This window comes from Pseudomonas salomonii (genome assembly GCF_900107155.1).
GTDB classification, from domain to species: Bacteria; Pseudomonadota; Gammaproteobacteria; order Pseudomonadales; family Pseudomonadaceae; genus Aquipseudomonas; species Aquipseudomonas salomonii.
The window spans coordinates 288,425-308,276 of record NZ_FNOX01000006.1; the positions used below are offsets into that span (position 1 = coordinate 288,425).

Genomic DNA, 19,852 nt, shown 5'->3' on the forward strand with positions numbered 1-19,852 from the left:
CCAGGTCAGTTCGAGGGGCAAGTATGCCCGCATTCTATAAACAGAAAATTCAGACTTTGTGACAAAACATCAGAGGCCGCGGGAAGTATCCGACTAAGACTAGTGGATCACTGGAAAAGGATGATTCATGAGAACAGGGATGTTCGCGTTCGGAATGGGCTTATTGTCGCTGCGATTTTTACCCGCACTGCCAACTACCGCCTGGCTGCTGGCCATGCTGGTAATAGCCTTGATGCTGCTGCCGTTTCGTACTTATCCGCTGGCATTTTTGCTGTTGGGCGTGAGCTGGGCGTGCATGAGTGCGCAATGGGCGTTGGACGACCGGCTAAGGCCGGATTTGGACGGTCAGACTCGCTGGATTGAAGGGCGCGTCATCGGGTTACCGCAAACCACCGGCACCGGCGTGCGCTTCGAATTGACCGACAGCCGGTCACGCAAGGCCCGGCTGCCCAAGCGTATCCGGCTGTCCTGGCACGGCGGCCCGCCGGTTAACAGTGGCGAGCGCTGGCGGCTGGCGGTCACGCTCAAGCGGCCGGCAGGCCTGCTCAATTTCCAGGGGTTTGACTACGAGGCCTGGCTGCTGGCCCAGCGCATCGGCGCCACCGGTTCGGTGAAAGACGGCCAGCGCCTGGCGCCGGCTCGCCATGCCTGGCGTGACAGCGTCCGCCAACGCCTGCTGGCGGTGGATGCTCAGGGCCGCGAGGCGGGGCTGGCGGCCTTGGTGCTCGGCGACGGCTCGGGGTTGGCAACCGAGGATTGGCGGGTGTTGCAGGACACCGGCACGGTGCACCTGCTGGTGATTTCCGGCCAGCACATTGGCTTGCTGGCCGGTTTGATCTACGCGCTGGTGGCCGGGCTGGCGCGCTACGGCTGCTGGCCCCGCGCCTTGCCCTGGCTGCCATGGGCCTGCGGCCTGGCATTTACTGCCGCGCTGGGGTATGGCCTGCTGGCGGGTTTCGGTGTGCCGGTGCAACGGGCCTGCGTGATGGTCGGGTTGGTGCTGCTGTGGCGATTGCGGTTTCGCCACCTGGGTGTGTGGTGGCCGTTGTTACTGGCGTTCAATGCCGTGCTGGTGCTGGAACCGCTGGCCAGTTTGCAACCGGGGTTCTGGTTGTCGTTTGCCGCCGTGGCCGTGCTGGTGCTGGCGTTCAGCGGTCGTTTGGGCGCGTGGAGCGTCTGGCAGGCGTGGACCCGTCCCCAATGGCTGATCGCCATTGGGTTGTTTCCGGTGTTGCTGGTGCTGGGGTTGCCCATCAGCCTCAGCGCGCCGGTGGCCAATCTGTTTGCCGTGCCGTGGATCAGCCTGGTGGTGCTGCCGTTGGCACTGCTGGGCACCGCACTGTTGGCGGTGCCATGGGTGGGAGAGGGCGTGTTGTGGTTGGCCGGTGGCGCATTGGACGGCCTGTTCAAAGGCTTGGCGCTGCTGGCCGGGCTGCGCGCAGCGTGGGTGCCCGCCGACGTGCCGTTGGGTTATTGGTTGATCAGCGTCGCGGGCGCGGTGCTATTACTCTTGCCCAAAGGCGTGCCATTGCGGCTGCTCGGCTGGCCGATGCTGTTGTTGGCGGTTGTTCCACCTAAGACCTTGGTTCCGCACGGGCAGGTGGAGGTGGTGCAATTGGATATCGGCCAGGGGCTGGCGGTGATCCTGCGCACGCGCCATCACGCCATGCTCTACGACGCAGGCCCGCGCTCGGGGGCGGTTGACCTGGGCGCGCGCGTGGTGCTGCCATCCCTGCAAAAGCTTGGGGTGGCGGCGTTGGATGCGATGGTCATCAGCCACGCCCACGCTGACCATGCCGGCGGTGCCGCAGCGGTTGCCCGTGTACTGCCCGTCGGGCGGGTTATCGGCGGAGAGACCGAAGGGCTGCCGGCCTCTCTCGCGGCCCAACCCTGTAACAGTGGCGAGCGCTGGGAGTGGGATGGCGTGTCATTCGAGTTGTGGCAATGGCCTGGCGCCACCAGCAGCAATCCGAAATCCTGCGTCTTGCAGGTACAGGCCCGTGGCGAGCGGCTGCTACTGACGGGCGATATTGATGAGGCGGCCGAAAACGCCTTTCTCGCTTCGCCCTTGGCGGTGCCGACCGATTGGCTGCAAGCGCCGCACCATGGCAGCCGCAGTTCCTCGTCCTGGGCGTTTTTACAGCAGCTTGCGCCCAAGTCGGTGCTGATTTCCCGTGGTCGTGGCAACGCCTTCGGGCATCCTCACCGTCAAGTGACGGCGCGTTACCAGGCGCTGGGCAGCCGCGTCTACGACAGCGCCGAGCAAGGTGCGGTGCGTGTGCAACTGGGCGGTTTCAGCGCACCGGTCGTTGCGCGCAGTCAACGGCGCTTCTGGCGCGAAGCGTTACCCTAATACAGGCTTACCAAACCGCCGGGCCTGCGACAGGCGGGCCTGGCGCCTGCGAACCACGCGGGTGAACCTATATGGTAAAGTGGCGCACTTTTTCGAGGGGACATTCACTGTGTGGGAATTGGTCAAATCCGGCGGCTGGATGATGTTGCCGATTATCTTGAGCTCCATCGCCGCACTCGGCATCGTTGCCGAACGTTTGTGGACCCTGCGCGCCAGTCGCATAACCCCCGAGCATCTGCTGGGGCAGGTGTGGGGCTGGATCAAGAACAAGCAGCTGGATAAAGAAAAACTCAAGGAGTTGCGCGCCAACTCGCCGCTGGGTGAAATCCTTGCAGCGGGCCTCGCCAATTCCAAGCATGGTCGCGAGATCATGAAAGAATGCATCGAAGAGGCCGCTGCCCGCGTCATCCATGAAATGGAGCGCTATATCAATGCGCTCGGCACCATCGCAGCCATGGCGCCTTTGCTTGGCCTGCTGGGTACGGTGCTGGGCATGATCGACATTTTCAGCTCGTTCATGGGCTCGGGCATGACCACCAACGCCGCCGTCCTGGCCGGTGGTATTTCCAAGGCCTTGATCACCACGGCAGCGGGCCTGATGGTCGGTATTCCGTCGGTGTTTTTCCACCGCTTCCTGCAGCGTCGCATCGATGAACTGGTGGTCGGCATGGAACAGGAAGCCATCAAGCTGGTGGAAGTGGTGCAGGGCGATCGTGATGTCGATTTCGTTGAGGGCCGAGCGTGAAATTTCGCCGCAAGCAACGGGAGAATGTTGATATCAACCTGGCGTCGCTGATCGACGTGGTCTTTATCCTGCTACTGTTTTTTGTCGTGACGACCACCTTCACCCGCGAAACCCAGCTGCGGGTCGATTTACCCGAAGCAGTCAGTGGCTCACCGGCCGAAGACCAGCAAACCAAGCAGCTGGACATTGCGATCAGCGCCGACGGGGTGTTTTCGGTGAATAACCAATTGCTCGAAAAAAATGACCTTGCCAGCCTGATGGCCGCCCTGGAGAAAGAGTCCGGCGGCGATACCAACATACCGCTGTCCATCAGCGCTGACGGCAAAACCCAGCATCAAGCCGTGATCACCGCCATGGATGCCGCCGGCAAGCTGGGCTTCAGCCATCTGCGCATGACCACCGTCGAGGCGGCGAGCCCGCCCTGATGGCCATGTCCGATCGTTTGCTCAAGGCGTGGTACGAGGGCCATCCGGCACTCGCGCTGCTGCGGCCGCTGGAATCCTTGTACCGTCGTGTTGTGCAGCGCAAACGCGCGCGCTTCCTGGCGGGCGAGGGTGAGATTTATCAATCGCCGGTGCCTGTGGTGGTGGTGGGCAATATCACCGTTGGGGGCACGGGCAAGACGCCGTTGATCCTGTGGCTGATCGAACACTGCCGGCGCAGCGGCCTGCGGGTCGGCGTGGTCAGCCGCGGCTATGGAGCCAAGCCGCCGCAGTTGCCCTGGCGGGTCGAGGCCAGCCATAGCGCCGAAGTGGCGGGCGATGAGCCGTTGCTGATCGTTCAGCGCTGCGGCGTACCCCTGATGATCGATCCAGACCGCAGCCGCGCCGTCAAAGCCTTGCTGGCCAGTGAACCCCTTGACCTGATCCTTTCCGACGATGGCCTGCAGCATTACCGCCTGGCCCGCGACCTGGAACTGGTGCTGATCGATGCCGCCCGTGGCCTGGGCAACCGCCGCTGCTTGCCTGCCGGGCCTTTGCGCGAACCGGTGGAGCGCCTGCACAGTGTCGATGCGCTGTTGTACAACGGCGCCGGGGCCGATCGCGAGGACGGGTTTGCCTTTCGCCTGCAACCCACGGCGCTGATCAACCTGAAAACCGGGGAGCGCCAATCGGTCGAGCATTTTGCCGCCGGCCAGCGGGTCCATGCCGTCGCGGGTATCGGTAACCCGCAACGTTTCTTCAATACCCTCGAAACGCTACACTGGCAGCCGATTCCCCATGCGTTTGCCGACCATGCGCCCTACAGCGCAGAGGTGTTGAATTTCACACCGTCATTGCCGTTGGTGATGACCGAAAAGGACGCGGTGAAGTGCCGCGCCTTTGCCCAGCCCGACTGGTGGTACCTTGCAGTGGATGCGCTGCCGTCACCGGCGTTTGTGGCCTGGTTCGACACGCAATTGATGCGCCTGCTGCCCGCCCGACTTTTGCCTTAAACCGCTTTTTCCAGGAAATACTCATGGACACCAAACTGCTCGACATCCTCGCTTGCCCAATCTGCAAAGGCCCGCTCAAGCTCAGCGCCGACAAAACCGAGTTGATCAGCAAGGGTGCCGGCCTGGCTTACCCGATCCGTGATGGCATCCCGGTAATGCTGGAAAGCGAGGCCCGTACCCTGACCACCGATGAGCGCCTGGATAAATGACCACCGCCTTTACCGTTGTCATTCCTTCGCGCTACGCCTCCACGCGCCTGCCGGGCAAGCCGCTGCAACTGATCGGCAACAAGCCGATGATCCAGCTGGTGTGGGAGCAGGCTTGCAAAAGCAGCGCCGAGCGCGTGGTGGTTGCCACCGATGACCCGCGCATCATCGAGGCCTGCAAAGGTTTCGGCGCCGAAGCGGTGCTGACCCGTGAAGACCACAATTCCGGCACCGACCGCCTGGCCGAAGTCGCCACGCAACTGGGGCTGGCGCCCGACGCGATTGTGGTCAATGTGCAAGGTGACGAACCCCTGATCCCGCCCTGCGTGATCGATCAGGTCGCCGCCAACCTGGCCGCCCATGGCGAAGCGCGCATGGCGACCCTGGCCGAACCGATCGAAGATATCGATACCCTGTTCAACCCGAACGTGGTCAAAGTGGTCAGCGATATCAATGGCCTTGCGCTGACCTTCAGCCGCTCGACCCTGCCGTGGGCGCGTGATGCGTTCGCCAAACAGCCCGACGTCTTGCCCGAGGGCGTGCCGTACCGTCGCCATATCGGCATCTATGCCTACCGCGCCGGTTTCCTGCATGACTTCGTCAGCTGGGGGCCGTGCTGGCTGGAAAATACCGAGTCTCTGGAGCAGCTGCGTGCCCTGTGGCACGGCGTGCGCATCCACGTGGGCGACGCGCTGGAAGCGCCGCCGGCCGGTGTCGACACCCAGGAAGACCTCGAGCGCGTCCGCCGCCTGCTGGGGGCCTGATGGAGGTTCTGTTCGTCTGCCTGGGTAATATCTGCCGCTCGCCCACCGCCGAAGGTGTGTTGCGCCATAAATTGCGCGAAGCGGGGTTGGCCGGCCAGGTTGAAGTGGCGTCTGCCGGCACGGGTGACTGGCATGTCGGCAACCCGCCGGATCAGCGCAGCCAGCGCGCGGCGCTGGTACGCGGTTACGACCTGTCGGCCCAGCGTGCCCAGCAGGTTTCCCGTGCAGACTTTGCTCGATATGACCTGATCCTGGCCATGGACCACAGCAACCTGCGCAACCTCAAGGCGTTGCACCCAGGTCAAGGCAAGGCCGAGCTGGACTTGTTCCTGCGCCGCTATGACGCCGAAGTGGACGAAGTGCCAGACCCTTACTACGAAGGCGAGCAGGGCTTCGAGCGGGTCCTGGACCTGATCGAGCGGGCCTGTGATTTATTGGTGATCGAATTGAAGGGGCGGTTATGACCTTGCAGGTGCTTGCGCAGGTATCGCTCAAGCCATTCAACAGCTTCGGTATCGATGTGCGCGCCCAGTGGTTTGCCGAGGCTCGCAGCGACGCCGATGTGCGTGAAGCCCTGGCCTATGCGGCGGCGCAGTCATTACCGCTGTTGGTGATCGGCGGTGGCAGCAACCTGCTGTTGACCCAGGATATCCAGGCGTTGGTGTTGCGCATGGCCACCCAGGGCATTCGGGTGCTGCAGGATGATGGCGTGCACGTGGTGGTCGAGGCCGAAGCGGGCGAAGCCTGGCATCCTTTTGTACTGTGGACGTTGGAACACGGCTTCTGCGGCCTGGAAAACCTCAGCCTCATCCCCGGCACCGTCGGTGCAGCGCCGATGCAGAACATCGGCGCCTACGGCGTGGAGATCAAGGACGTGTTTGCCGGCCTCACCGCGCTGGATCGCCATACCGGCGAGCTGCGCGACTTCAGCCTGCAAGAATGCAACTTTGCCTACCGCGACAGCCTGTTCAAGCACGAAACCGGACGCTGGCTGATTCTGCGCGTACGTTTTGCCTTGAGCCGCGCCAGCCACCTCAAGCTCGACTACGGCCCGGTGAAGCAGCGCCTGGCCGGGCAGGGCATCACTGAGGCGACGCCGAGCGATGTCAGCCGTGCCATTTGCAGCATTCGCCGCGAAAAACTGCCCGACCCGGCAGAACTGGGCAATGCCGGCAGCTTTTTCAAAAACCCACTGGTGTCCCAGGTGTTGGCGGCTGAGCTGAAAGCGCAGTATCCGGACCTGGTGGCCTACCCGCAGGCCGATGGGCAGATGAAGCTCGCCGCCGGCTGGTTGATCGATAAAGCCGGCTGGAAGGGCTTTCGCGATGGCGATGCCGGCGTGCATAAACTGCAGGCGCTGGTGCTGGTCAACTATGGCGCGGCCACCGGGCATGACATTGCCAACCTGGCGCTGCGCATCCAGCGTGATATTGCCGAGCGTTTCAAGGTCGATCTGGAAATGGAACCCAACCAGTACTGAGCGTCAGCAATCCTGTAAAACAAAAATGCCCCGTATCTTTCGATACGGGGCATTTTTTATTGCGTTAGCAATCAGTCATCGCGGCTCATGATGCCGAAGATCTGCAGCAGGCTGATGAACAGGTTGTAGATCGATACATACAGGCTGATGGTCGCCATGATGTAGTTACGCTCACCGCCGTGGATGATGGCGCTGGTCTGGAACAGGATGCACACGGAGGAGAACAGCACGAAACCGGCGCTGATCGCCAACTGCAAGCCGCTGATCTGGAAGAACATGCCGGCAACCACTGCCGCCAGCAACACGAAGAAGCCTGCGGTAATGAAGCCACCCAGGAAGCTCATGTCCTTACGGCTGATCAGCACGTAGGCCGACAGACCACCAAATACAAGGGCAGTCATGGCAAATGCCGAACTGACCACTTCCGCACCGCCGGCCATGCCGAGGTAACGGTTGAGGATCGGGCCCAGGATAAAGCCCATGAAACCGGTCAGGGCAAACGCCGACACCAGGCCCCAGGCCGAGTCACGCAGCTTGTTGGTCAGAAAGAACAGACCGTAAAAACCGATCAACACGACAAAGATATTCGGGTAGCCGACGCGCATCTGCTGCGCCACATACGCCATTACGCCGCTGAACGCGAGGGTAAGGGCGAGCAAGCCGTAGGTGTTGCGCAACACGCGGCTGACTTCAAGCTGCTCAGCCTGCGCGTTACCATTCAGTGCGTAATTCTGTTCGCGCATGGCGACACTCCTTCAGTTTTGAAACATTCAGTCGCAAGGATCATAACAGACGCTCTGTAACAAGCCATGGCAAGAGTTTGACAGTGTGTTTCATTCGGGTATTATGGCGCCCGCTGACACGGGATGGGCTACTATAATCCTGTGATGCAAAAGGGAAATTGGCAGAGTGGTTGAATGCACCGGTCTTGAAAACCGGCGGACGTTAATAGCGTCTCCAGGGTTCGAATCCCTGGTTTCCCGCCAAGATTTACACGAAAGCCACGCGATTGCGGGGCTTTTGCGTTTCTGGGGTTTGGCTGGACGTCGGCTCAGAGACTGAACGTTTCTGCATCATTCCGGGCGGATATCATCGAGCTGGATCTGGCGAGTGCTGGCTGGCAGCACCCCATCGCCTTTCTTTTTGGCGGGCTTCAAGCGAAGACGGTGAGCGGCGCCTATCCCGCCACATGCAAATCTCCACGATGAGCGATGTGCACCTTGTTGCCATCTGGATCACGCAGGTACGCACCGTAGTAGCCGTCACCATAGTGGGGGCGTTGGCCAGGCTCACCTTCATCGGATCCACCTGCAAGAAGCCCGGCTGCATAGGCGGTATCTACCGCATTTGGAGAGGGTGCAGTGAAAGCCACCATGCTGCCATTCCCTGCTTCGGCCTCATTGCGGTCATAGGGGTTGTACACATAAAAGCGAGGGAGAGCGTTATCTGGCTTGATCCAGCATGCCGAAGGTGGCCCGCCATCAGGGGTTACAGGCCGACGGCAGAGCCCCAAGGGGATCAGCACCGCGTCATAGAAGCTAGACGCCTTATCAAGATCGTTTGTCCCAACGGTTACGTGACTGAACATCCTGTATTCCTGCTTACGAAGGCGAGGCGTTATCGTGTCATTTTGACGGTGGGCGTGTATAGCGGTCGTCGGGTAAGACGTCGAGGGTGAGTCTCGGCTCTCCAAATCGCAGACAAAGAAAAGCCCGCGATGGGGATTAGCGGGCTTAAAGGGATGTTCTCTAGGAGCTGGGGTAACCCTAAGCGCCCGAGTGTGAAAGGGATGTGAAAGGTTGCGCTCAGTAGGACGCCGCGATGGCCTTGGCCAGTTGCATATCGGACATGAGCGGTGACCTGTAACTCAATCGATAGTGTCGGCAGGCTTGCTCAAACTGTGCTCCGCGAATCTCGCCGTCCGAACCTATGAACGTCAGTGCGTCAGTCTTGGCTGACTTGAATATCTTTGGCGGCTCGGTGGTGAGGGATGTGGTTGCCCCAATTAAAATGGTTGGCAAGGAGATGGTGATGAATATTCCTGCAGCGACAGGGTTGACGTTGTCGCCTGATACGGCCTGTGTGCTGACCGATGCCAGTAAGGCGATTGCCAGAGTCTTCCATGAATTCATGCTTCGATGCTTCCACTGCGATCAGAACTGGCCACGATAGCAGAGCAGGGCACCTGCCAGAAACAAGAAGCCCGGCGCTGGGCCGGGCTTCGATGTCACAGCGTCAGAACCTAACGATGCTTGTTCTTGTGCTTATGCTTGTTGTTGCCTTTGTGCTTTCTACCATCGGATCGATGACTGCTTTCATCGTCCGCCAGGTTGTTTCCCAGCGCGCCACCCGCCGCGCCGCCGAGACCTGCACCGATCGTCGAGCCGGTTGTACCGCCCAGGCGATTACCAATCAATGAGCCACCCGCGCCGCCGATTCCTCCACCCAATGCAGCTTCCGCTCTATTGCCTTTTTGAGCACCGACAGCACTGCCGGCGGCACCACCTACGCCTGCGCCTACCGCCGCGCCCGTCGAGCCGCCGAGCTGTTGACCTACGATGTTGCCAAGTGCACCACCAACGCCGCCTCCAAGGCCGGCTGTGCCATCTCCGGCAGCCATCGCTCCTTGCGAAATGAGAACGCCCAAAAACAGGACGGGCAGTGTCATTTTCATTTTGTGAACCTCTATGGGTTGTCAGCAGGCGCTTACGGTTTAAAGCACGCCTGGCATTGGGACTAGGACAAAAGTTTGAAGTTCTTTGCGGGCGGTGCCTGCAGGTGAATAGTTGTAACAGGATATAAGCGTCCTGCCTTCACCTCATCCTCGCACCCCATAGAAGTGGTTCAGCACTGTCAGCTCAACCACCACCACAATGGCGCACAACGCAATGAAGCCAGGGCTGAAGACTCGCTTACGATTGGACGCGCCTGCGTCCAACCAGCCTGTGTCGCCAGCGTCAGGAATGGCCATAAGCAGCGTCAGCCAGGCAATGACCCCGACCTTGCTCCAGAAGCTCTGATTTCGCCATGCTGTCATGCGTTAAGTGTTATCCCTGAATGCCACCGCCAGTCCACTTTGGGCGTCTACGGCTCGTGATACAAGAACATTCCCTTCTCGTTACTTTCATCGGCAGCGCTGAGCGCTCGAGCCGTCAAGGCCATCGTTTCACGGTATTTAAAGTGATACCGGGGAGGGAGCACAAGCACGCTTGTCCACGAGGGGTCGCCTTCTATCGCCAGCGGTAGATTATGGCAAATCAGCTGATTCTCATCAGATCTACTGCCCAGCGCGGCTCTTAATTCCGTGGTCAGCTCCGATGCGCCGGGGCGGGTGTAGTAGTTAGCCAGCACCAGACCATAGGCCTTCAGCGCGCCTAAAATCTCACCTTGGTCTGACTCATCATTCAGCACAGCTACCACTGGCATATCGCACTCCTTGCAATGTAGATTTAAGACTCTCGACCGCCGAATGGGTGTCGGCGTTACTGGAACGCCATCCATGCTGGATGGGCTCACAAGCCAATGACAAGTTTTCTGACGCAGAGATCACACTTACATACCAAGAGTCGGCATGATTACCCGGCCACACTCTATGAGTTGGCCGGCTGTTACTTGAAGTTCACGGGTTGGTTTCGCTGCATACCCGGCAAGGAAGCCGGCGGCGACAAGCGCAATGCACAGTAAGGTGTTTCTCAGGATCATGCTGGGCGCCCGCTAACTGATTGATGTAAAAGCAAGCAGCACTGATTCCGGATTTTGGAAAAGGTTCCTGATGTTCCCGCTCATTGAGCTAGGGTAATCACCAGCACTGTCGACCAGGGACTGATCGCCAGGTACAGGCCATTGCACACTGAGAGCACTGAACTACTCTGATCAGAGCCGTCTGATTCGAGGCGTCTGATTCGAGGCGTTCGTATTGCGTTCATCTGACTTTTGATAGGGCACCATGGATAAGCGGCTCGCAGGTCTATCATTTCTGCTTACCCTCGGATGGGTTGCCACTGTGATAGCGGTAATGTGGTACTTCTACGACAATTAGTCTAAAGGCCAGAATCCACTTCTGGCTCCTCAGAACGCGGCGCCGAAGCGCCGCGCTTTACATCACGCCACGATGTCGCTGATGGCCGCCTGGCCGACGGTGGTGACGAGGAAATCCGCCACGCCGTGCCCGGAGAAGTCCACCGCCAAGGTGCCTAGGTTGGTACCCGAGGCATAGCTCAGCACCGCATCGCCGGTATGCCCGGTGAATGCATTGACGAAGCTCAAGCCTGCACCTTTGGTAATGCCCGACAGGTCGATCTTGTCCGAACCCGAGTTAAAGTCAACAATCCTGTCTGCAGCCCCTGGCCTGGAGTCGGAACTGGCACCATACACAAAGGTGTCATTGCCGGCGCCGCCCCACAGCTGGTCCGCACCGCCACCGCCGTAGATGATGTCGTTGCCGGCACCGCCTTTGATGATGTTGGCTGTGTTGTTGCCAATGATCAGGTCGTTGCCTGCGCCACCCAAAGCGTTCTCGAGGGTAACGCCCTTGGCGATGGACACGTTACCCACCAGGCCGCCGATGTCGGAGAACGAGCCTTCACTGAGGTTGATCTTCTGGTTCTGGGTGAAGCCGGAGAAGTCCAGGGTGTCGTTGCCGCCACCGTCCCATACCGAGAACACCAGCTTGTCGGCATTGGAGGTGGCGCTGTAGAAATCCCGACCGGTGTTGGAGTTGAACCCGTAAGTGGTGTCGCCGGCGCGGGTGGCGTAGTTGGCGCCGTAGAGCTTCTGGATCGCAGCAATGTCGTCGATCAGCGGGCCCGCTGCATAGGCTTCGCCCCCACCTTTACTGAAGTTCTGGTTGGTGTTGCTCTCGTTCCAGTAACTCATCACGGAGTAACCGTGTGTATCTTCGGCATATTTCGCATCCGAATAGGACGGCTGACCCACGCTGGCATCGTAGGCGCCTGGGTGTTGCAGGCCAAGCGTGTGACCCATTTCATGGGTTAGCGTTTGACGGCCGTAATTGCCGTTCGCTGGCGTCAAGTTTTCCTGGTAGCTTTTATTGGTATAAAACAGGGCGTCACTGTTTCCGCTATTGTTTGGGTAGAACGCGAAAGCCGACCGGGCACCGCCATGCTGCAGATCATTACTATAGTTGCCCAAGGATATATGGGCGTCGCCTCCGCTGTTAGATTCACGGAATGAGATATTGGCGACGTCTGACCAGGATTGAAACGAAAGGGCTGCCTGGGACTTTTGTTGTGCGTTGAAAGCGGTGAAGCCGGAAACTTTCTCGGCGGCGTAAGATTTACTTTCTGAGGTCAGAAAGCTGTAGGTGAAATTGTATTTGCCGTTATGGTCATTGTCGCCCCAATAGTAACCGCCTCGGGTTATTTCATCCGCTGCCTGCGTAATGGTGTAAGACGGCTTTCCATTTAAATTAAATCCTCCTCGATCATAAGCGTGTGAAAAAATCAGGAGGCTTTGGTAATCTTCACTCGTCTGGATTCCTGCCGAAGAGGCAGTTGGATTAACAAGATTTTTCGTTGAGACAGTCATAAGTTTACATTCCTTCGTGTCCATTGAGCGTGGAGTGCTAAAGGCTTATCACGTGTTAACTGTTTTCTTGTTGTGTTGATCTTTATAAAGGAGTTATGCGTTTAGTGTTATTTAAAAATTAAATAGAATATATAACGTATTGAAATATCCTTAAATATTTTGAGGGCCTCAGTTTGGTGAGAGGTCGCTGACCCTGGAGTGGGCGCTCCGTTAGATAAATATGAGCGGATGGCAATAACTTCCAGCGCTTACTTGTAAGCCTCAGGAAACCAGCGTTGTGCCAACTTCACCTTGATTACCAGGTTCTCTTTGGACTTCTGGCATTCGAGTGCTCGCTGCTCAGCGCTCGGGATAGCCGGCCAATTGCGTTCCCCTCGGGAGACGACTTGTTCATAGCCTTCATCGTATTCCGCGCTAGGCCCAGCAATCAGCTTGGATGCCTTTACGTAATCGGCAACAAGATCGGCGGGCAGCGTCCCGCAGGTGAACTGCGCCCGGGAGTACATCAGGCCATCGCTTGCCCCGAGTACCTTCCCGTCACCAGGTTGGGTGGCTGCAACCGATAGGGTGGGGTGGGCAAGCAATATAACGACCAGCAAGGTGCGTCCGTTCATTTGAAATATTCTTAGCAATCAACAATCACCGGTTTATAACCGCGTGGCGATTCAACTCAGCAGTTGAACACCGGCGCATAACGCTCTTCACGCTTTTTAAAGTAAATCGGCGCCATGGGGACTTTTTCGCCATTGACGAAGATGTCCGGCAAGGTCAGCGTAAAGTCGTCCATGTCACCTTTACCCAGGGGTGTGCCTTGGGTGTCGGAGCTGGATATTTGCGCGGGGTCGAACCCTGTTTTCAACTGCTCGACGCTGACCCGGTAAGTCCGCCCGGATGCCAATTGCACGCTCACTTCAGGCGATGCGGCACTTACCCAAAGCGGCGTTTTCGTGTAGCCCTGGCTCGGTTTATAGAGGCGCCCGAACAGACGAAGTTCGCTGTCGGTTGACTTCACATTGCCTGGCCAACTGCGCGTGCCCGGTGGCGCTACATACACCAGCACGCGAACCCAGTTGAGTTTTTCTGGTTGTGCCGTAAAGCTCATGGCCGCGTGTGCACCGGGGCAGGTACGTGAGAGCAGGGCATTCTGGCCCACAGACGACTCCGGATGCAGATAAGGCCCCGTGCTGCAGCCCGCAACCAGTGCCAATAGCGAGCACAGGAGATATTTGTTCATCGGGCAATTCCTTTGCTGTGGTGATATGGCGCCCATTAAAGCATGTCTATCGTATCGGGCTGCACGCAGCAGGCAGCCAAAGAGCAGGTATAAAAAAGCCCGCAACCGCGGGCTCTTCTCACATCACTTTTCGACTTACTTGAACAAACCACCGATGGCATTGATCGCATCCGCAGCCTTGTTCACGTTTTGCTGGTGTTGTGGGTTGGTATCCACCTGCGCCTGGGTGTTGTAGCGCGCGTTACTGCAGCTTTTATTGGTTTGCGTCAGGGCCGCCTGAAAGGCTGTCGCGCGCAAGGTGTCGCCTTTGGCGTTGGCTGCATTGAGGTTGGCCTGCAGGTCGCGGATCTGCTGCTGGCAGGAGGTGTTGTTGCCAGTGGTGTTGACGGTGTTGTTGTTGCTGCCACCCAGGGCGGAGGACAGGGCGCCCGTCAGGGCCGTCAGGTCGGCAGCGTGGGCGGGCAGGGCAAACAGGCTGAACAGGGCGGCGGCGGGTGCGAGTTGGGTAAGACGCATGGCAAACCTCAATGTTTGATTGCCTGCACACGTGCCAGTGCCCGAGCTGGCGCAGAGCAATATCCGTATAAGAGTGAGCGCTCGGGTGGAGGGAAATACTATTGGGGCTTTTTTTGTGCCTCAACACTGGCGTTGCAGAAGTGTGAATGCCTTCACGTTGTTGGCGGGTCATGATCTGGGCTGTCTACACCTCTAACCGCTCGGCCCGCACGGACATCAGACAAAGAAAAGCCCACGATGGGGGCGCGGGCTTAAAAGGTGTTCACTTAGGAGCTGAGTTCAGGCTAGGCGCGCCACTGTGAAAACCGCGTGAAAACCGTGTGTGTATTATGTTTTTTGCACCCAGGCATCATGCTCACGCACTGAGCACAATCCATCGTTTCGTGCCGGGCCTGCGACCGTTTTGCTGTTGGGGGGCGCGGTATAAGGTCGCTTTCAGAGCGGCACCCGCCTTATCTTGCCGCTTAATGGCACCACCCTGTCGGTAGGCATTGGGATGTGCCGACCGCTCAATCCCATGCCTTCGCTGACCAGTACGGCGCCCGGCACCACGCATAAGTTGGACGGCGTATCCAGGCCGCGCACCAGCACTTCGACTTCCCGGGTGTGCAGGTTGCAACGCAGCAAACGCCCGCTGAACCGGGTGAAACCGCCGTGCAGCGGCTCGCCGCTCCAGTCCGGCAGCAGCGGTTGCTGCAGGTGGCTGCACAGCTCCAGCACCAGCAGCCTGCCGCGCGGGCACAACGCCAGGCCCGTGGGCAATTGCAGGCCGCGTATCACGCCTTCTATTTGCCCGCTGGCCGGGTGCACGCGGATCACTTGACCGGCAAAATCGGCAAAGTCGACGCCCTTGCGCGCCGGGTCGCCGTGCAGCTCGCCGGAGAACAGGCTGATCAGCACGGCGTCCGTCTGCGGTTCGTACACCAGGGTCACGGGCACGGCGTCCTGGCCCTGATCGAGTTCCGGCAATTGCGCCAGCACCCGTTCGTCCCGGCCTTCAGTGAATTCCACCAGTTGGTTGGCATCCGGTTTTACCGCCAGCCAGCTGTGGCGCGTTGGGTGGTAGCACAGCGCATTCAAATTGCCTCGACTGTGGAACACCGGTTCAGGTGGGCTGTATTGCAGATCGAGCAGTTGCGAGCCGCCGACATAGTCGGTCAGGCTGGCCAGGCAACGCCCCTCACCGCAGGCAATGTCCGAGACGCCCATGATTTCATCGCGCAGCATGCGCGCCTGCATGTTCATGCTGCGAAAGCCGTGGGCGATGACGTCGCCGGGCACGTACTCGCCAGGCCGTGCAGGGTTGGGTTGCAGGTGGCTGATGCGGCCGCTGAACGGCTGGTCCGCCAGGCCGGAGCCGGCTTCGGCCAGCAGCAGGCTGCCGTCTTCTTGCAGGCACAGGCCGCGTGGGTTGAGCAGGCCTTCGGCGATCAGTGTACTGGGGCGCAGCGCCTCAATGGGCTGCGCCGGGATATGCAAGGTCATGGGCTGTGCTCCTATTGCGGTGGCTGCCATGGGCTGCCGGTGAGGTAGGCGCGCAACAATGCCCGTTGGGCCGGCGACATCGAGCGCACGACCGGCATGAACAGCGTGGTGCCTTTATAGGCGTCCGAGGTGCGCGCCAAAATCGCGTTCTTGGCGGCGATGATCGCGTCGGGCTGGTTGAGCGGCACGTAGCGGGACATGGCGGGGAAGGCCAGGTAGTGAAAGCGCAGCACGTTCGGGTAAACCTGGGCCCAGGTGATGGTGCTGCCCTTGGCTATGCCGAAATCGGTCTGGGCGTATTTGCGCAGGTTGGTGAAGTAGGCGCCATCGCCCACGCCATTGGCCGTGCAGGTCAGCGCGACAAAACCGGCCTGGCCGGCGCTGCCGCTTTTGAGCGTGACCGGGAAACTCACCGTCTGTTGCCCGGCATTCACGGTCAGCGAAGGGGGGAAGTTGAGAAAGTCGACGTACTGCTTTTGACCGTAAACCCCCGGCGCGCTGGCTGCAAGGTTCACTTGGGTGGCGTTGGGCACCGGCCCGCCCAGGTAGCTGACCCGCAAGGTGATGGTCAGGCCATTGGGGTAGTCCTCCAGGTACACATTGCGCTGGTCGGCAGACACCCGGTAAGCGGCCTCGGTGGCGTTGAGTTTTTTACCGTTCACTGCATTGGGCGCAGTGATGTTCAACGCGGTGGTTCGCACGGCTTGCTGTTGGCTGGTACTCAGGGGCAGGTCGACGATACCGCCGTACACATAGTAATTGACCAGCGGGCTGGCGACGGGGTTGAGCGTCGTCAGCGGCGCCGCACCGGCGGCAATGGTCACCGGCCCGTAATTGGCATTCGGCCCGATGGGGCTGGTGATGTCATCGCGCACGGCACGGAAGGTCTGCTTGGGGATGACATTGACCATATCCAGGCTCAGCAAGCCGTTGTTGCCCAGCGCCGCGTAGGCGGCGTTGCCCGTGGCCTGGTTGACGATCTGGCGGCCCGGCTGGCAGCCCGGCAACTCGCCGGCAAACGCCGGCGCCAGGGTGCCGATCACCCGGCCGATGCTCGGGTTCGGCGTGTATTTACCGGCGGCGTAATCAGCATCCAACTGCGCCGTGGTCATCTGCGGGCACATCTCGAACATCACAAACCGCAAGACAATGCCCGTCGCCCCCGGCGCCTGGATAATCGCCCTGAGGCCGGCGCTGTTCTGGTTCCAGCTGACGATGCTGCTCAGCGGGAAGGTCAGCTGGAACGTGCCGCTGGCATGGAACGAGCCCGGTGCGTCCATTTTTGCCGGGTCGAGCACGCGGCCGGTCACGTCGTAACTGCTGCATACCGCATTGTTGCGGATCAGCAACTGGATGTTGTCGTTGCCACCAATTTGCAGGCCACCCACAAATATCTGCGTGGTGGTCGAGGCGCTGGGGTCCAGGTCCACCATCATCGGGCCGGAGACCGGGCCCTGGCCGGTCACCGGGTCCACCGAACCGAGCAGGTACACCGGTTGGCCAATCATGTCGCCGGTGGTGCTGATGTTGCCCGGCACACCCTGGGAGCTGATCAAGGCATTCTGCATGTCCACCACGTGCTGGCCGTAGTGGTTCCAGCCGCCGGCCGTGTAGTAATTGCCTGCCGGCGCGTTGATCATGTTGTTCAACTGGTCATCGGTATAAGACTGCGCACCCGGCGCCAGGGTCGAGGTGGTCAGGTCGAACAGCGGCCAGTTCGGGTTGCCATTGAACGGAATGGTCGGTGAGTTGTTCGGCAAGCTCACGTCCGTGCGGATGCCGCCCCAGAAATTCAGTCGTGGTCCATTGAGGATGCTCATGGTCTATTCCTTGTCCGTGGCGTGTGGGGTGACAGGCGGGTTGGCAAATTTGAACAGGTACGAGAAGTCAGACTTGAACGGGCTCTTCACCGGCGTCGCCATGGAGTGGCAATTCATGCAGCTGCTGTTGGGCTGGATATAGCTCTCCATGGTCACGTTGGCCGACAGTGCCGGCGTCGGCTGGCCCAGCGGGTTGCTCGGGTTGTTGGGCATCAGCGGACGCTGGGTGGTGATGAGCTGGTAGTACTTCAAGACGCTGCGTTGCAGGCCGGGGCTGGCCTGGTAGTTGGCATTCACCCAGCCTGTGGCGTCGGCAATCGGCGTGACGCGGTTGAGCGGGTTCGGCGTCTTGAACGTGGTGCCGGGCTTGGGCACGCAGACCAGTTGCGTGCCCTGGGTTTGCCAGTTGCACGGCGACTGGTTGAGCGTGGCAGCCGGGGCCACAGGGTTGTAGTAGGAATACGCCGTACCGGACACCGGTTGATCGACCCACTGGCCATTGACCCTGGCCTTGGGCGGCACGTTTTCGATCTGCTCGAAGGTCGACCAGATCCACTGCGGGTAGCCATTGACCTTGGTGATGATATGCAGGCCCACCAGCCCCAGATACGCCTCGGTCACGCCGGTGCGCTGGCCCTGGTTGTTGAAGGTGGCCACGCGCGCAATCTGGGTCAGGTAATGGCTGGCGTTGTCCCTGGGCGTGAGGATGCGCCAGCTCGATTTGATCTCGATCACCCCGTTGGGAAAGTTGATGTTGCTGGCCTTGGACACCACATTCGCGTTGTAGAAGCGGTTGCCGACAATGTAGTTATAGGACGCCTGGTTGGCGGAGATGTCGTAGTAGGTCGGGTTGCCCGCCTGGTCGATCAGCCAGCCGCCGACCGCCTGGTCGATGGAGTTGACCAATGAACTGTTCTTCAACGCGGCAATATTGATAATGCCCAGGCTGCGGGCCGTCAGTGGGCTGTTCCACGGCCCAGGGTTGGCGGCGCCGGGCAGGAAGATCTCACTGACGGTCTTGTAGGTTTGCCACACGGTGTAGCCCGAATCCCCAGGCTGTTTGTTGCAATTGGGCGTGCCGCGCTGCCCGTCCTGGGCCGGCCAGTTCAGGGCGACGAACATCTGCCAGCTGTATTGATCGAACTGGTCCTGCGGCGCATTGGCGGCCGGGGCGCTGGTGGGTGGCTGGCAATTGAGCTGGGTGGCCAGCAGCGACGGCTGCGGTGCTTCGCGCGCCAGGGCCGGCAGGCTGACCAGCCCCAGCAGCATCACACTCAGTAGGGTTTTCATGATGATCTTCCTCAAGGCTTGCGCTGCATCAGTTGGTTCCATTGCGCCTTATGGCCGTTGCTCCGGGACGCCGGCGGCTCGAACAACTGGCACGGTGGCGGGTTCGACGGGCACATCGCGGCCACTTGGTCCCAGGTCTGCCTGGGGTCGGGTTTGGCGATACGGAAGTTGGTGTAGTTCTGGCTCACGATCGGCGCATTGGCCACGCTGGTGTCGCCGGAAAAGAAGAACGACTGCGGCGAGCGGTAGGGCGGTGTGCCGGTCTGGCGCTTGTTAAAGGCATACCCAAACAGGATCGGCCCCGCCGGTGATTGCAGGTCCAGGGCATAGGCCTGCACGCTGGCGTTGAGGTTTTTGCTGCGCTCGGCGCTGTAGGGCAGATGCTCGATAAAGTCCTGGCGCGGCGGGTGGTTCATCGGCGAAAACATGCAGCACGCCGGCATGTCTTTCGGGCGGTCCTGCGGGTAAGTCAAAAAGTACGCCTTGTTGCCCAGGGACACGAACGAGCAGGTGTAGTTGTTGTTCTTGATCGGAAAGATCGGCAGGCAGTACTTCTCGTAGTGCTCCATCATCGCGCCGAAACCGTCGCCATCCGGCGGGATGTACGTGGTGTCGTAATAGCTCGTCCCGCGCGAGACCGTGTAGTCGGCAGGTGTGAGGGTTGAGGGTGGATTGCTATAGGGCGGCGGGTTTTTCGCGTAGTTGTTGGTGACCCGGTACATGGTCCAGTCGCTGATCCATTGCGCCGGGAAAAACGGATCGGAAGGCTCGCCGGGCATGCGTTTGGCGATGCAGTTGCCGTTCTGCGCATTGCACCCTTCGCTGTTGTGCACACCATTGGTGAAGTACACGGCGCCGCTGTCGTCGGCGGCAAACGCGGCGGGGCTGAGCAACACAAGCAGCAGCAACAGTCGGCTCAAAAGGCGGGTGTTCATGGGGCACTCCTGTGGGGTGCCGGGCAGCCGTCAGGCTACCCG

At 60.0% G+C, this 19,852-nt stretch carries 22 protein-coding genes and 1 tRNA gene; 9 read left to right on the forward strand and 14 right to left on the reverse strand.

From position 1 onward, the window contains the following. Positions 1-127 precede the first annotated feature (127 nt). The 8 genes from BLV67_RS15830 (at position 128) to murB (ending at position 6,983) form a co-directional block, all read left to right on the forward strand. Positions 128-2,353: a DNA internalization-related competence protein ComEC/Rec2 gene (locus BLV67_RS15830; protein WP_069787176.1), complete on the forward strand. Its 2,226-nt coding sequence runs from the start codon at positions 128-130 to the stop codon at positions 2,351-2,353. Positions 2,354-2,462: 109 nt separating this feature from the next. Continuing rightward, complete coding sequence (locus BLV67_RS15835; protein ID WP_016969293.1) at positions 2,463-3,098, forward strand: MotA/TolQ/ExbB proton channel family protein; 636 nt, start codon at positions 2,463-2,465, stop codon at positions 3,096-3,098. After that, positions 3,095-3,523, forward strand: coding sequence for an ExbD/TolR family protein (locus BLV67_RS15840; RefSeq protein ID WP_065930990.1), 429 nt, complete (start codon positions 3,095-3,097; stop codon positions 3,521-3,523). The genes BLV67_RS15835 and BLV67_RS15840 overlap by 4 nt, the downstream gene beginning before the upstream one ends. Continuing rightward, positions 3,523-4,533, forward strand: coding sequence for a tetraacyldisaccharide 4'-kinase (gene lpxK, locus BLV67_RS15845; RefSeq protein ID WP_069787177.1), 1,011 nt, complete (start codon positions 3,523-3,525; stop codon positions 4,531-4,533). The genes BLV67_RS15840 and lpxK overlap by 1 nt, the downstream gene beginning before the upstream one ends. Before the next feature lie 23 nt (positions 4,534-4,556). Next, on the forward strand, positions 4,557-4,742 hold the full coding sequence (locus tag BLV67_RS15850; RefSeq protein ID WP_003174668.1) for a Trm112 family protein: 186 nt from the start codon (positions 4,557-4,559) through the stop codon (positions 4,740-4,742). Next, complete coding sequence (gene kdsB / locus BLV67_RS15855; protein WP_058419882.1) at positions 4,739-5,503, forward strand: 3-deoxy-manno-octulosonate cytidylyltransferase; 765 nt, start codon at positions 4,739-4,741, stop codon at positions 5,501-5,503. The genes BLV67_RS15850 and kdsB overlap by 4 nt, the downstream gene beginning before the upstream one ends. Then, positions 5,503-5,967 (forward strand): low molecular weight protein-tyrosine-phosphatase, encoded by a 465-nt coding sequence (locus BLV67_RS15860; RefSeq protein ID WP_069787178.1) that lies wholly within the window; start codon positions 5,503-5,505, stop codon positions 5,965-5,967. The genes kdsB and BLV67_RS15860 overlap by 1 nt, the downstream gene beginning before the upstream one ends. Next, positions 5,964-6,983: a UDP-N-acetylmuramate dehydrogenase gene (murB, locus tag BLV67_RS15865; protein ID WP_069787179.1), complete on the forward strand. Its 1,020-nt coding sequence runs from the start codon at positions 5,964-5,966 to the stop codon at positions 6,981-6,983. Before BLV67_RS15860 ends, murB begins: the two co-directional genes overlap by 4 nt. 71 nt (positions 6,984-7,054) lie before the next feature. On the opposite strand, the gene BLV67_RS15870 is transcribed toward murB, so the two are convergent. After that, positions 7,055-7,726: a Bax inhibitor-1/YccA family protein gene (locus tag BLV67_RS15870; RefSeq protein WP_058419884.1), complete on the reverse strand. Its 672-nt coding sequence runs from the start codon at positions 7,724-7,726 to the stop codon at positions 7,055-7,057. Between the two features lie 152 nt (positions 7,727-7,878). Here BLV67_RS15870 and BLV67_RS15875 point away from each other — a divergent pair. Continuing rightward, positions 7,879-7,969: transfer RNA gene (locus tag BLV67_RS15875), tRNA-Ser, on the forward strand. Positions 7,970-8,160: 191 nt separating this feature from the next. On the opposite strand, the gene BLV67_RS15880 is transcribed toward BLV67_RS15875, so the two are convergent. From BLV67_RS15880 to BLV67_RS15940, 13 genes are all read right to left on the reverse strand, one after another. Beyond that, positions 8,161-8,571, reverse strand: coding sequence for a VOC family protein (locus BLV67_RS15880; RefSeq protein ID WP_074854480.1), 411 nt, complete (start codon positions 8,569-8,571; stop codon positions 8,161-8,163). Between the two features lie 217 nt (positions 8,572-8,788). Then, positions 8,789-9,115, reverse strand: coding sequence for a DUF2388 domain-containing protein (locus tag BLV67_RS15885; protein ID WP_065932184.1), 327 nt, complete (start codon positions 9,113-9,115; stop codon positions 8,789-8,791). A gap of 110 nt (positions 9,116-9,225) precedes the next feature. Then, on the reverse strand, positions 9,226-9,657 hold the full coding sequence (locus BLV67_RS15890; RefSeq protein WP_074854481.1) for a hypothetical protein: 432 nt from the start codon (positions 9,655-9,657) through the stop codon (positions 9,226-9,228). A gap of 144 nt (positions 9,658-9,801) precedes the next feature. After that, positions 9,802-10,020 carry a hypothetical protein gene (locus BLV67_RS33340; protein ID WP_069787182.1) on the reverse strand — a complete coding sequence of 73 codons (219 nt, stop codon included), beginning with the start codon at positions 10,018-10,020 and terminating at the stop codon, positions 9,802-9,804. A gap of 47 nt (positions 10,021-10,067) precedes the next feature. Further along, complete coding sequence (locus BLV67_RS15900) at positions 10,068-10,409, reverse strand: hypothetical protein (protein ID WP_069787183.1); 342 nt, start codon at positions 10,407-10,409, stop codon at positions 10,068-10,070. A 675-nt stretch (positions 10,410-11,084) separates the two neighbouring features. After that, positions 11,085-12,530, reverse strand: a complete 1,446-nt coding sequence (locus BLV67_RS15905; RefSeq protein ID WP_083269374.1) for a serralysin family metalloprotease — start codon at positions 12,528-12,530, stop codon at positions 11,085-11,087. Positions 12,531-12,778: 248 nt separating this feature from the next. Next, the gene (locus BLV67_RS15910) at positions 12,779-13,144 is read right to left on the reverse strand and encodes a hypothetical protein (protein ID WP_069787184.1); all 366 of its coding nucleotides are present in this window, start codon (positions 13,142-13,144) and stop codon (positions 12,779-12,781) included. Positions 13,145-13,200: 56 nt separating this feature from the next. Next, positions 13,201-13,764, reverse strand: a complete 564-nt coding sequence (locus BLV67_RS15915; RefSeq protein WP_065932177.1) for a hypothetical protein — start codon at positions 13,762-13,764, stop codon at positions 13,201-13,203. Between the two features lie 135 nt (positions 13,765-13,899). Continuing rightward, positions 13,900-14,280 (reverse strand): DUF1090 family protein, encoded by a 381-nt coding sequence (locus BLV67_RS15920; RefSeq protein ID WP_069787185.1) that lies wholly within the window; start codon positions 14,278-14,280, stop codon positions 13,900-13,902. Between the two features lie 435 nt (positions 14,281-14,715). Further along, the gene (locus tag BLV67_RS15925; RefSeq protein ID WP_069787186.1) at positions 14,716-15,765 is read right to left on the reverse strand and encodes a hypothetical protein; all 1,050 of its coding nucleotides are present in this window, start codon (positions 15,763-15,765) and stop codon (positions 14,716-14,718) included. 11 nt (positions 15,766-15,776) lie between these two features. After that, positions 15,777-17,585 carry a hypothetical protein gene (locus BLV67_RS15930; protein WP_069787187.1) on the reverse strand — a complete coding sequence of 603 codons (1,809 nt, stop codon included), beginning with the start codon at positions 17,583-17,585 and terminating at the stop codon, positions 15,777-15,779. A gap of 3 nt (positions 17,586-17,588) precedes the next feature. After that, complete coding sequence (locus BLV67_RS15935; RefSeq protein ID WP_069787188.1) at positions 17,589-18,875, reverse strand: hypothetical protein; 1,287 nt, start codon at positions 18,873-18,875, stop codon at positions 17,589-17,591. A gap of 11 nt (positions 18,876-18,886) precedes the next feature. After that, on the reverse strand, positions 18,887-19,810 hold the full coding sequence (locus tag BLV67_RS15940; RefSeq protein WP_069787189.1) for a hypothetical protein: 924 nt from the start codon (positions 19,808-19,810) through the stop codon (positions 18,887-18,889). Between the last annotated feature and the right edge of the window lie 42 nt (positions 19,811-19,852).

What these genes read in the sequence shown, in the direction of transcription:
- BLV67_RS15830 (WP_069787176.1), top strand. Translation starts at nt 128, where the DNA reads ATGAGAACAGGGATGTTCGCGTTCGGAATGGGCTTATTGTCGCTGCGA.
- lpxK (WP_069787177.1), top strand. Translation starts at nt 3,523, where the DNA reads ATGGCCATGTCCGATCGTTTGCTCAAGGCGTGGTACGAGGGCCATCCG.
- BLV67_RS15850 (WP_003174668.1), top strand. Translation starts at nt 4,557, where the DNA reads ATGGACACCAAACTGCTCGACATCCTCGCTTGCCCAATCTGCAAAGGC.
- kdsB (WP_058419882.1), top strand. Translation starts at nt 4,739, where the DNA reads ATGACCACCGCCTTTACCGTTGTCATTCCTTCGCGCTACGCCTCCACG.
- BLV67_RS15860 (WP_069787178.1), top strand. Translation starts at nt 5,503, where the DNA reads ATGGAGGTTCTGTTCGTCTGCCTGGGTAATATCTGCCGCTCGCCCACC.
- murB (WP_069787179.1), top strand. Translation starts at nt 5,964, where the DNA reads ATGACCTTGCAGGTGCTTGCGCAGGTATCGCTCAAGCCATTCAACAGC.
- BLV67_RS15870 (WP_058419884.1), bottom strand. Translation starts at nt 7,726, where the DNA reads ATGCGCGAACAGAATTACGCACTGAATGGTAACGCGCAGGCTGAGCAG.
- BLV67_RS15880 (WP_074854480.1), bottom strand. Translation starts at nt 8,571, where the DNA reads ATGTTCAGTCACGTAACCGTTGGGACAAACGATCTTGATAAGGCGTCT.
- BLV67_RS15885 (WP_065932184.1), bottom strand. Translation starts at nt 9,115, where the DNA reads ATGAATTCATGGAAGACTCTGGCAATCGCCTTACTGGCATCGGTCAGC.
- BLV67_RS15890 (WP_074854481.1), bottom strand. Translation starts at nt 9,657, where the DNA reads ATGAAAATGACACTGCCCGTCCTGTTTTTGGGCGTTCTCATTTCGCAA.
- BLV67_RS33340 (WP_069787182.1), bottom strand. Translation starts at nt 10,020, where the DNA reads ATGACAGCATGGCGAAATCAGAGCTTCTGGAGCAAGGTCGGGGTCATT.
- BLV67_RS15900 (WP_069787183.1), bottom strand. Translation starts at nt 10,409, where the DNA reads ATGCCAGTGGTAGCTGTGCTGAATGATGAGTCAGACCAAGGTGAGATT.
- BLV67_RS15905 (WP_083269374.1), bottom strand. Translation starts at nt 12,530, where the DNA reads ATGACTGTCTCAACGAAAAATCTTGTTAATCCAACTGCCTCTTCGGCA.
- BLV67_RS15910 (WP_069787184.1), bottom strand. Translation starts at nt 13,144, where the DNA reads ATGAACGGACGCACCTTGCTGGTCGTTATATTGCTTGCCCACCCCACC.
- BLV67_RS15915 (WP_065932177.1), bottom strand. Translation starts at nt 13,764, where the DNA reads ATGAACAAATATCTCCTGTGCTCGCTATTGGCACTGGTTGCGGGCTGC.
- BLV67_RS15920 (WP_069787185.1), bottom strand. Translation starts at nt 14,280, where the DNA reads ATGCGTCTTACCCAACTCGCACCCGCCGCCGCCCTGTTCAGCCTGTTT.
- BLV67_RS15925 (WP_069787186.1), bottom strand. Translation starts at nt 15,765, where the DNA reads ATGACCTTGCATATCCCGGCGCAGCCCATTGAGGCGCTGCGCCCCAGT.
- BLV67_RS15930 (WP_069787187.1), bottom strand. Translation starts at nt 17,585, where the DNA reads ATGAGCATCCTCAATGGACCACGACTGAATTTCTGGGGCGGCATCCGC.
- BLV67_RS15935 (WP_069787188.1), bottom strand. Translation starts at nt 18,875, where the DNA reads ATGAAAACCCTACTGAGTGTGATGCTGCTGGGGCTGGTCAGCCTGCCG.
- BLV67_RS15940 (WP_069787189.1), bottom strand. Translation starts at nt 19,810, where the DNA reads ATGAACACCCGCCTTTTGAGCCGACTGTTGCTGCTGCTTGTGTTGCTC.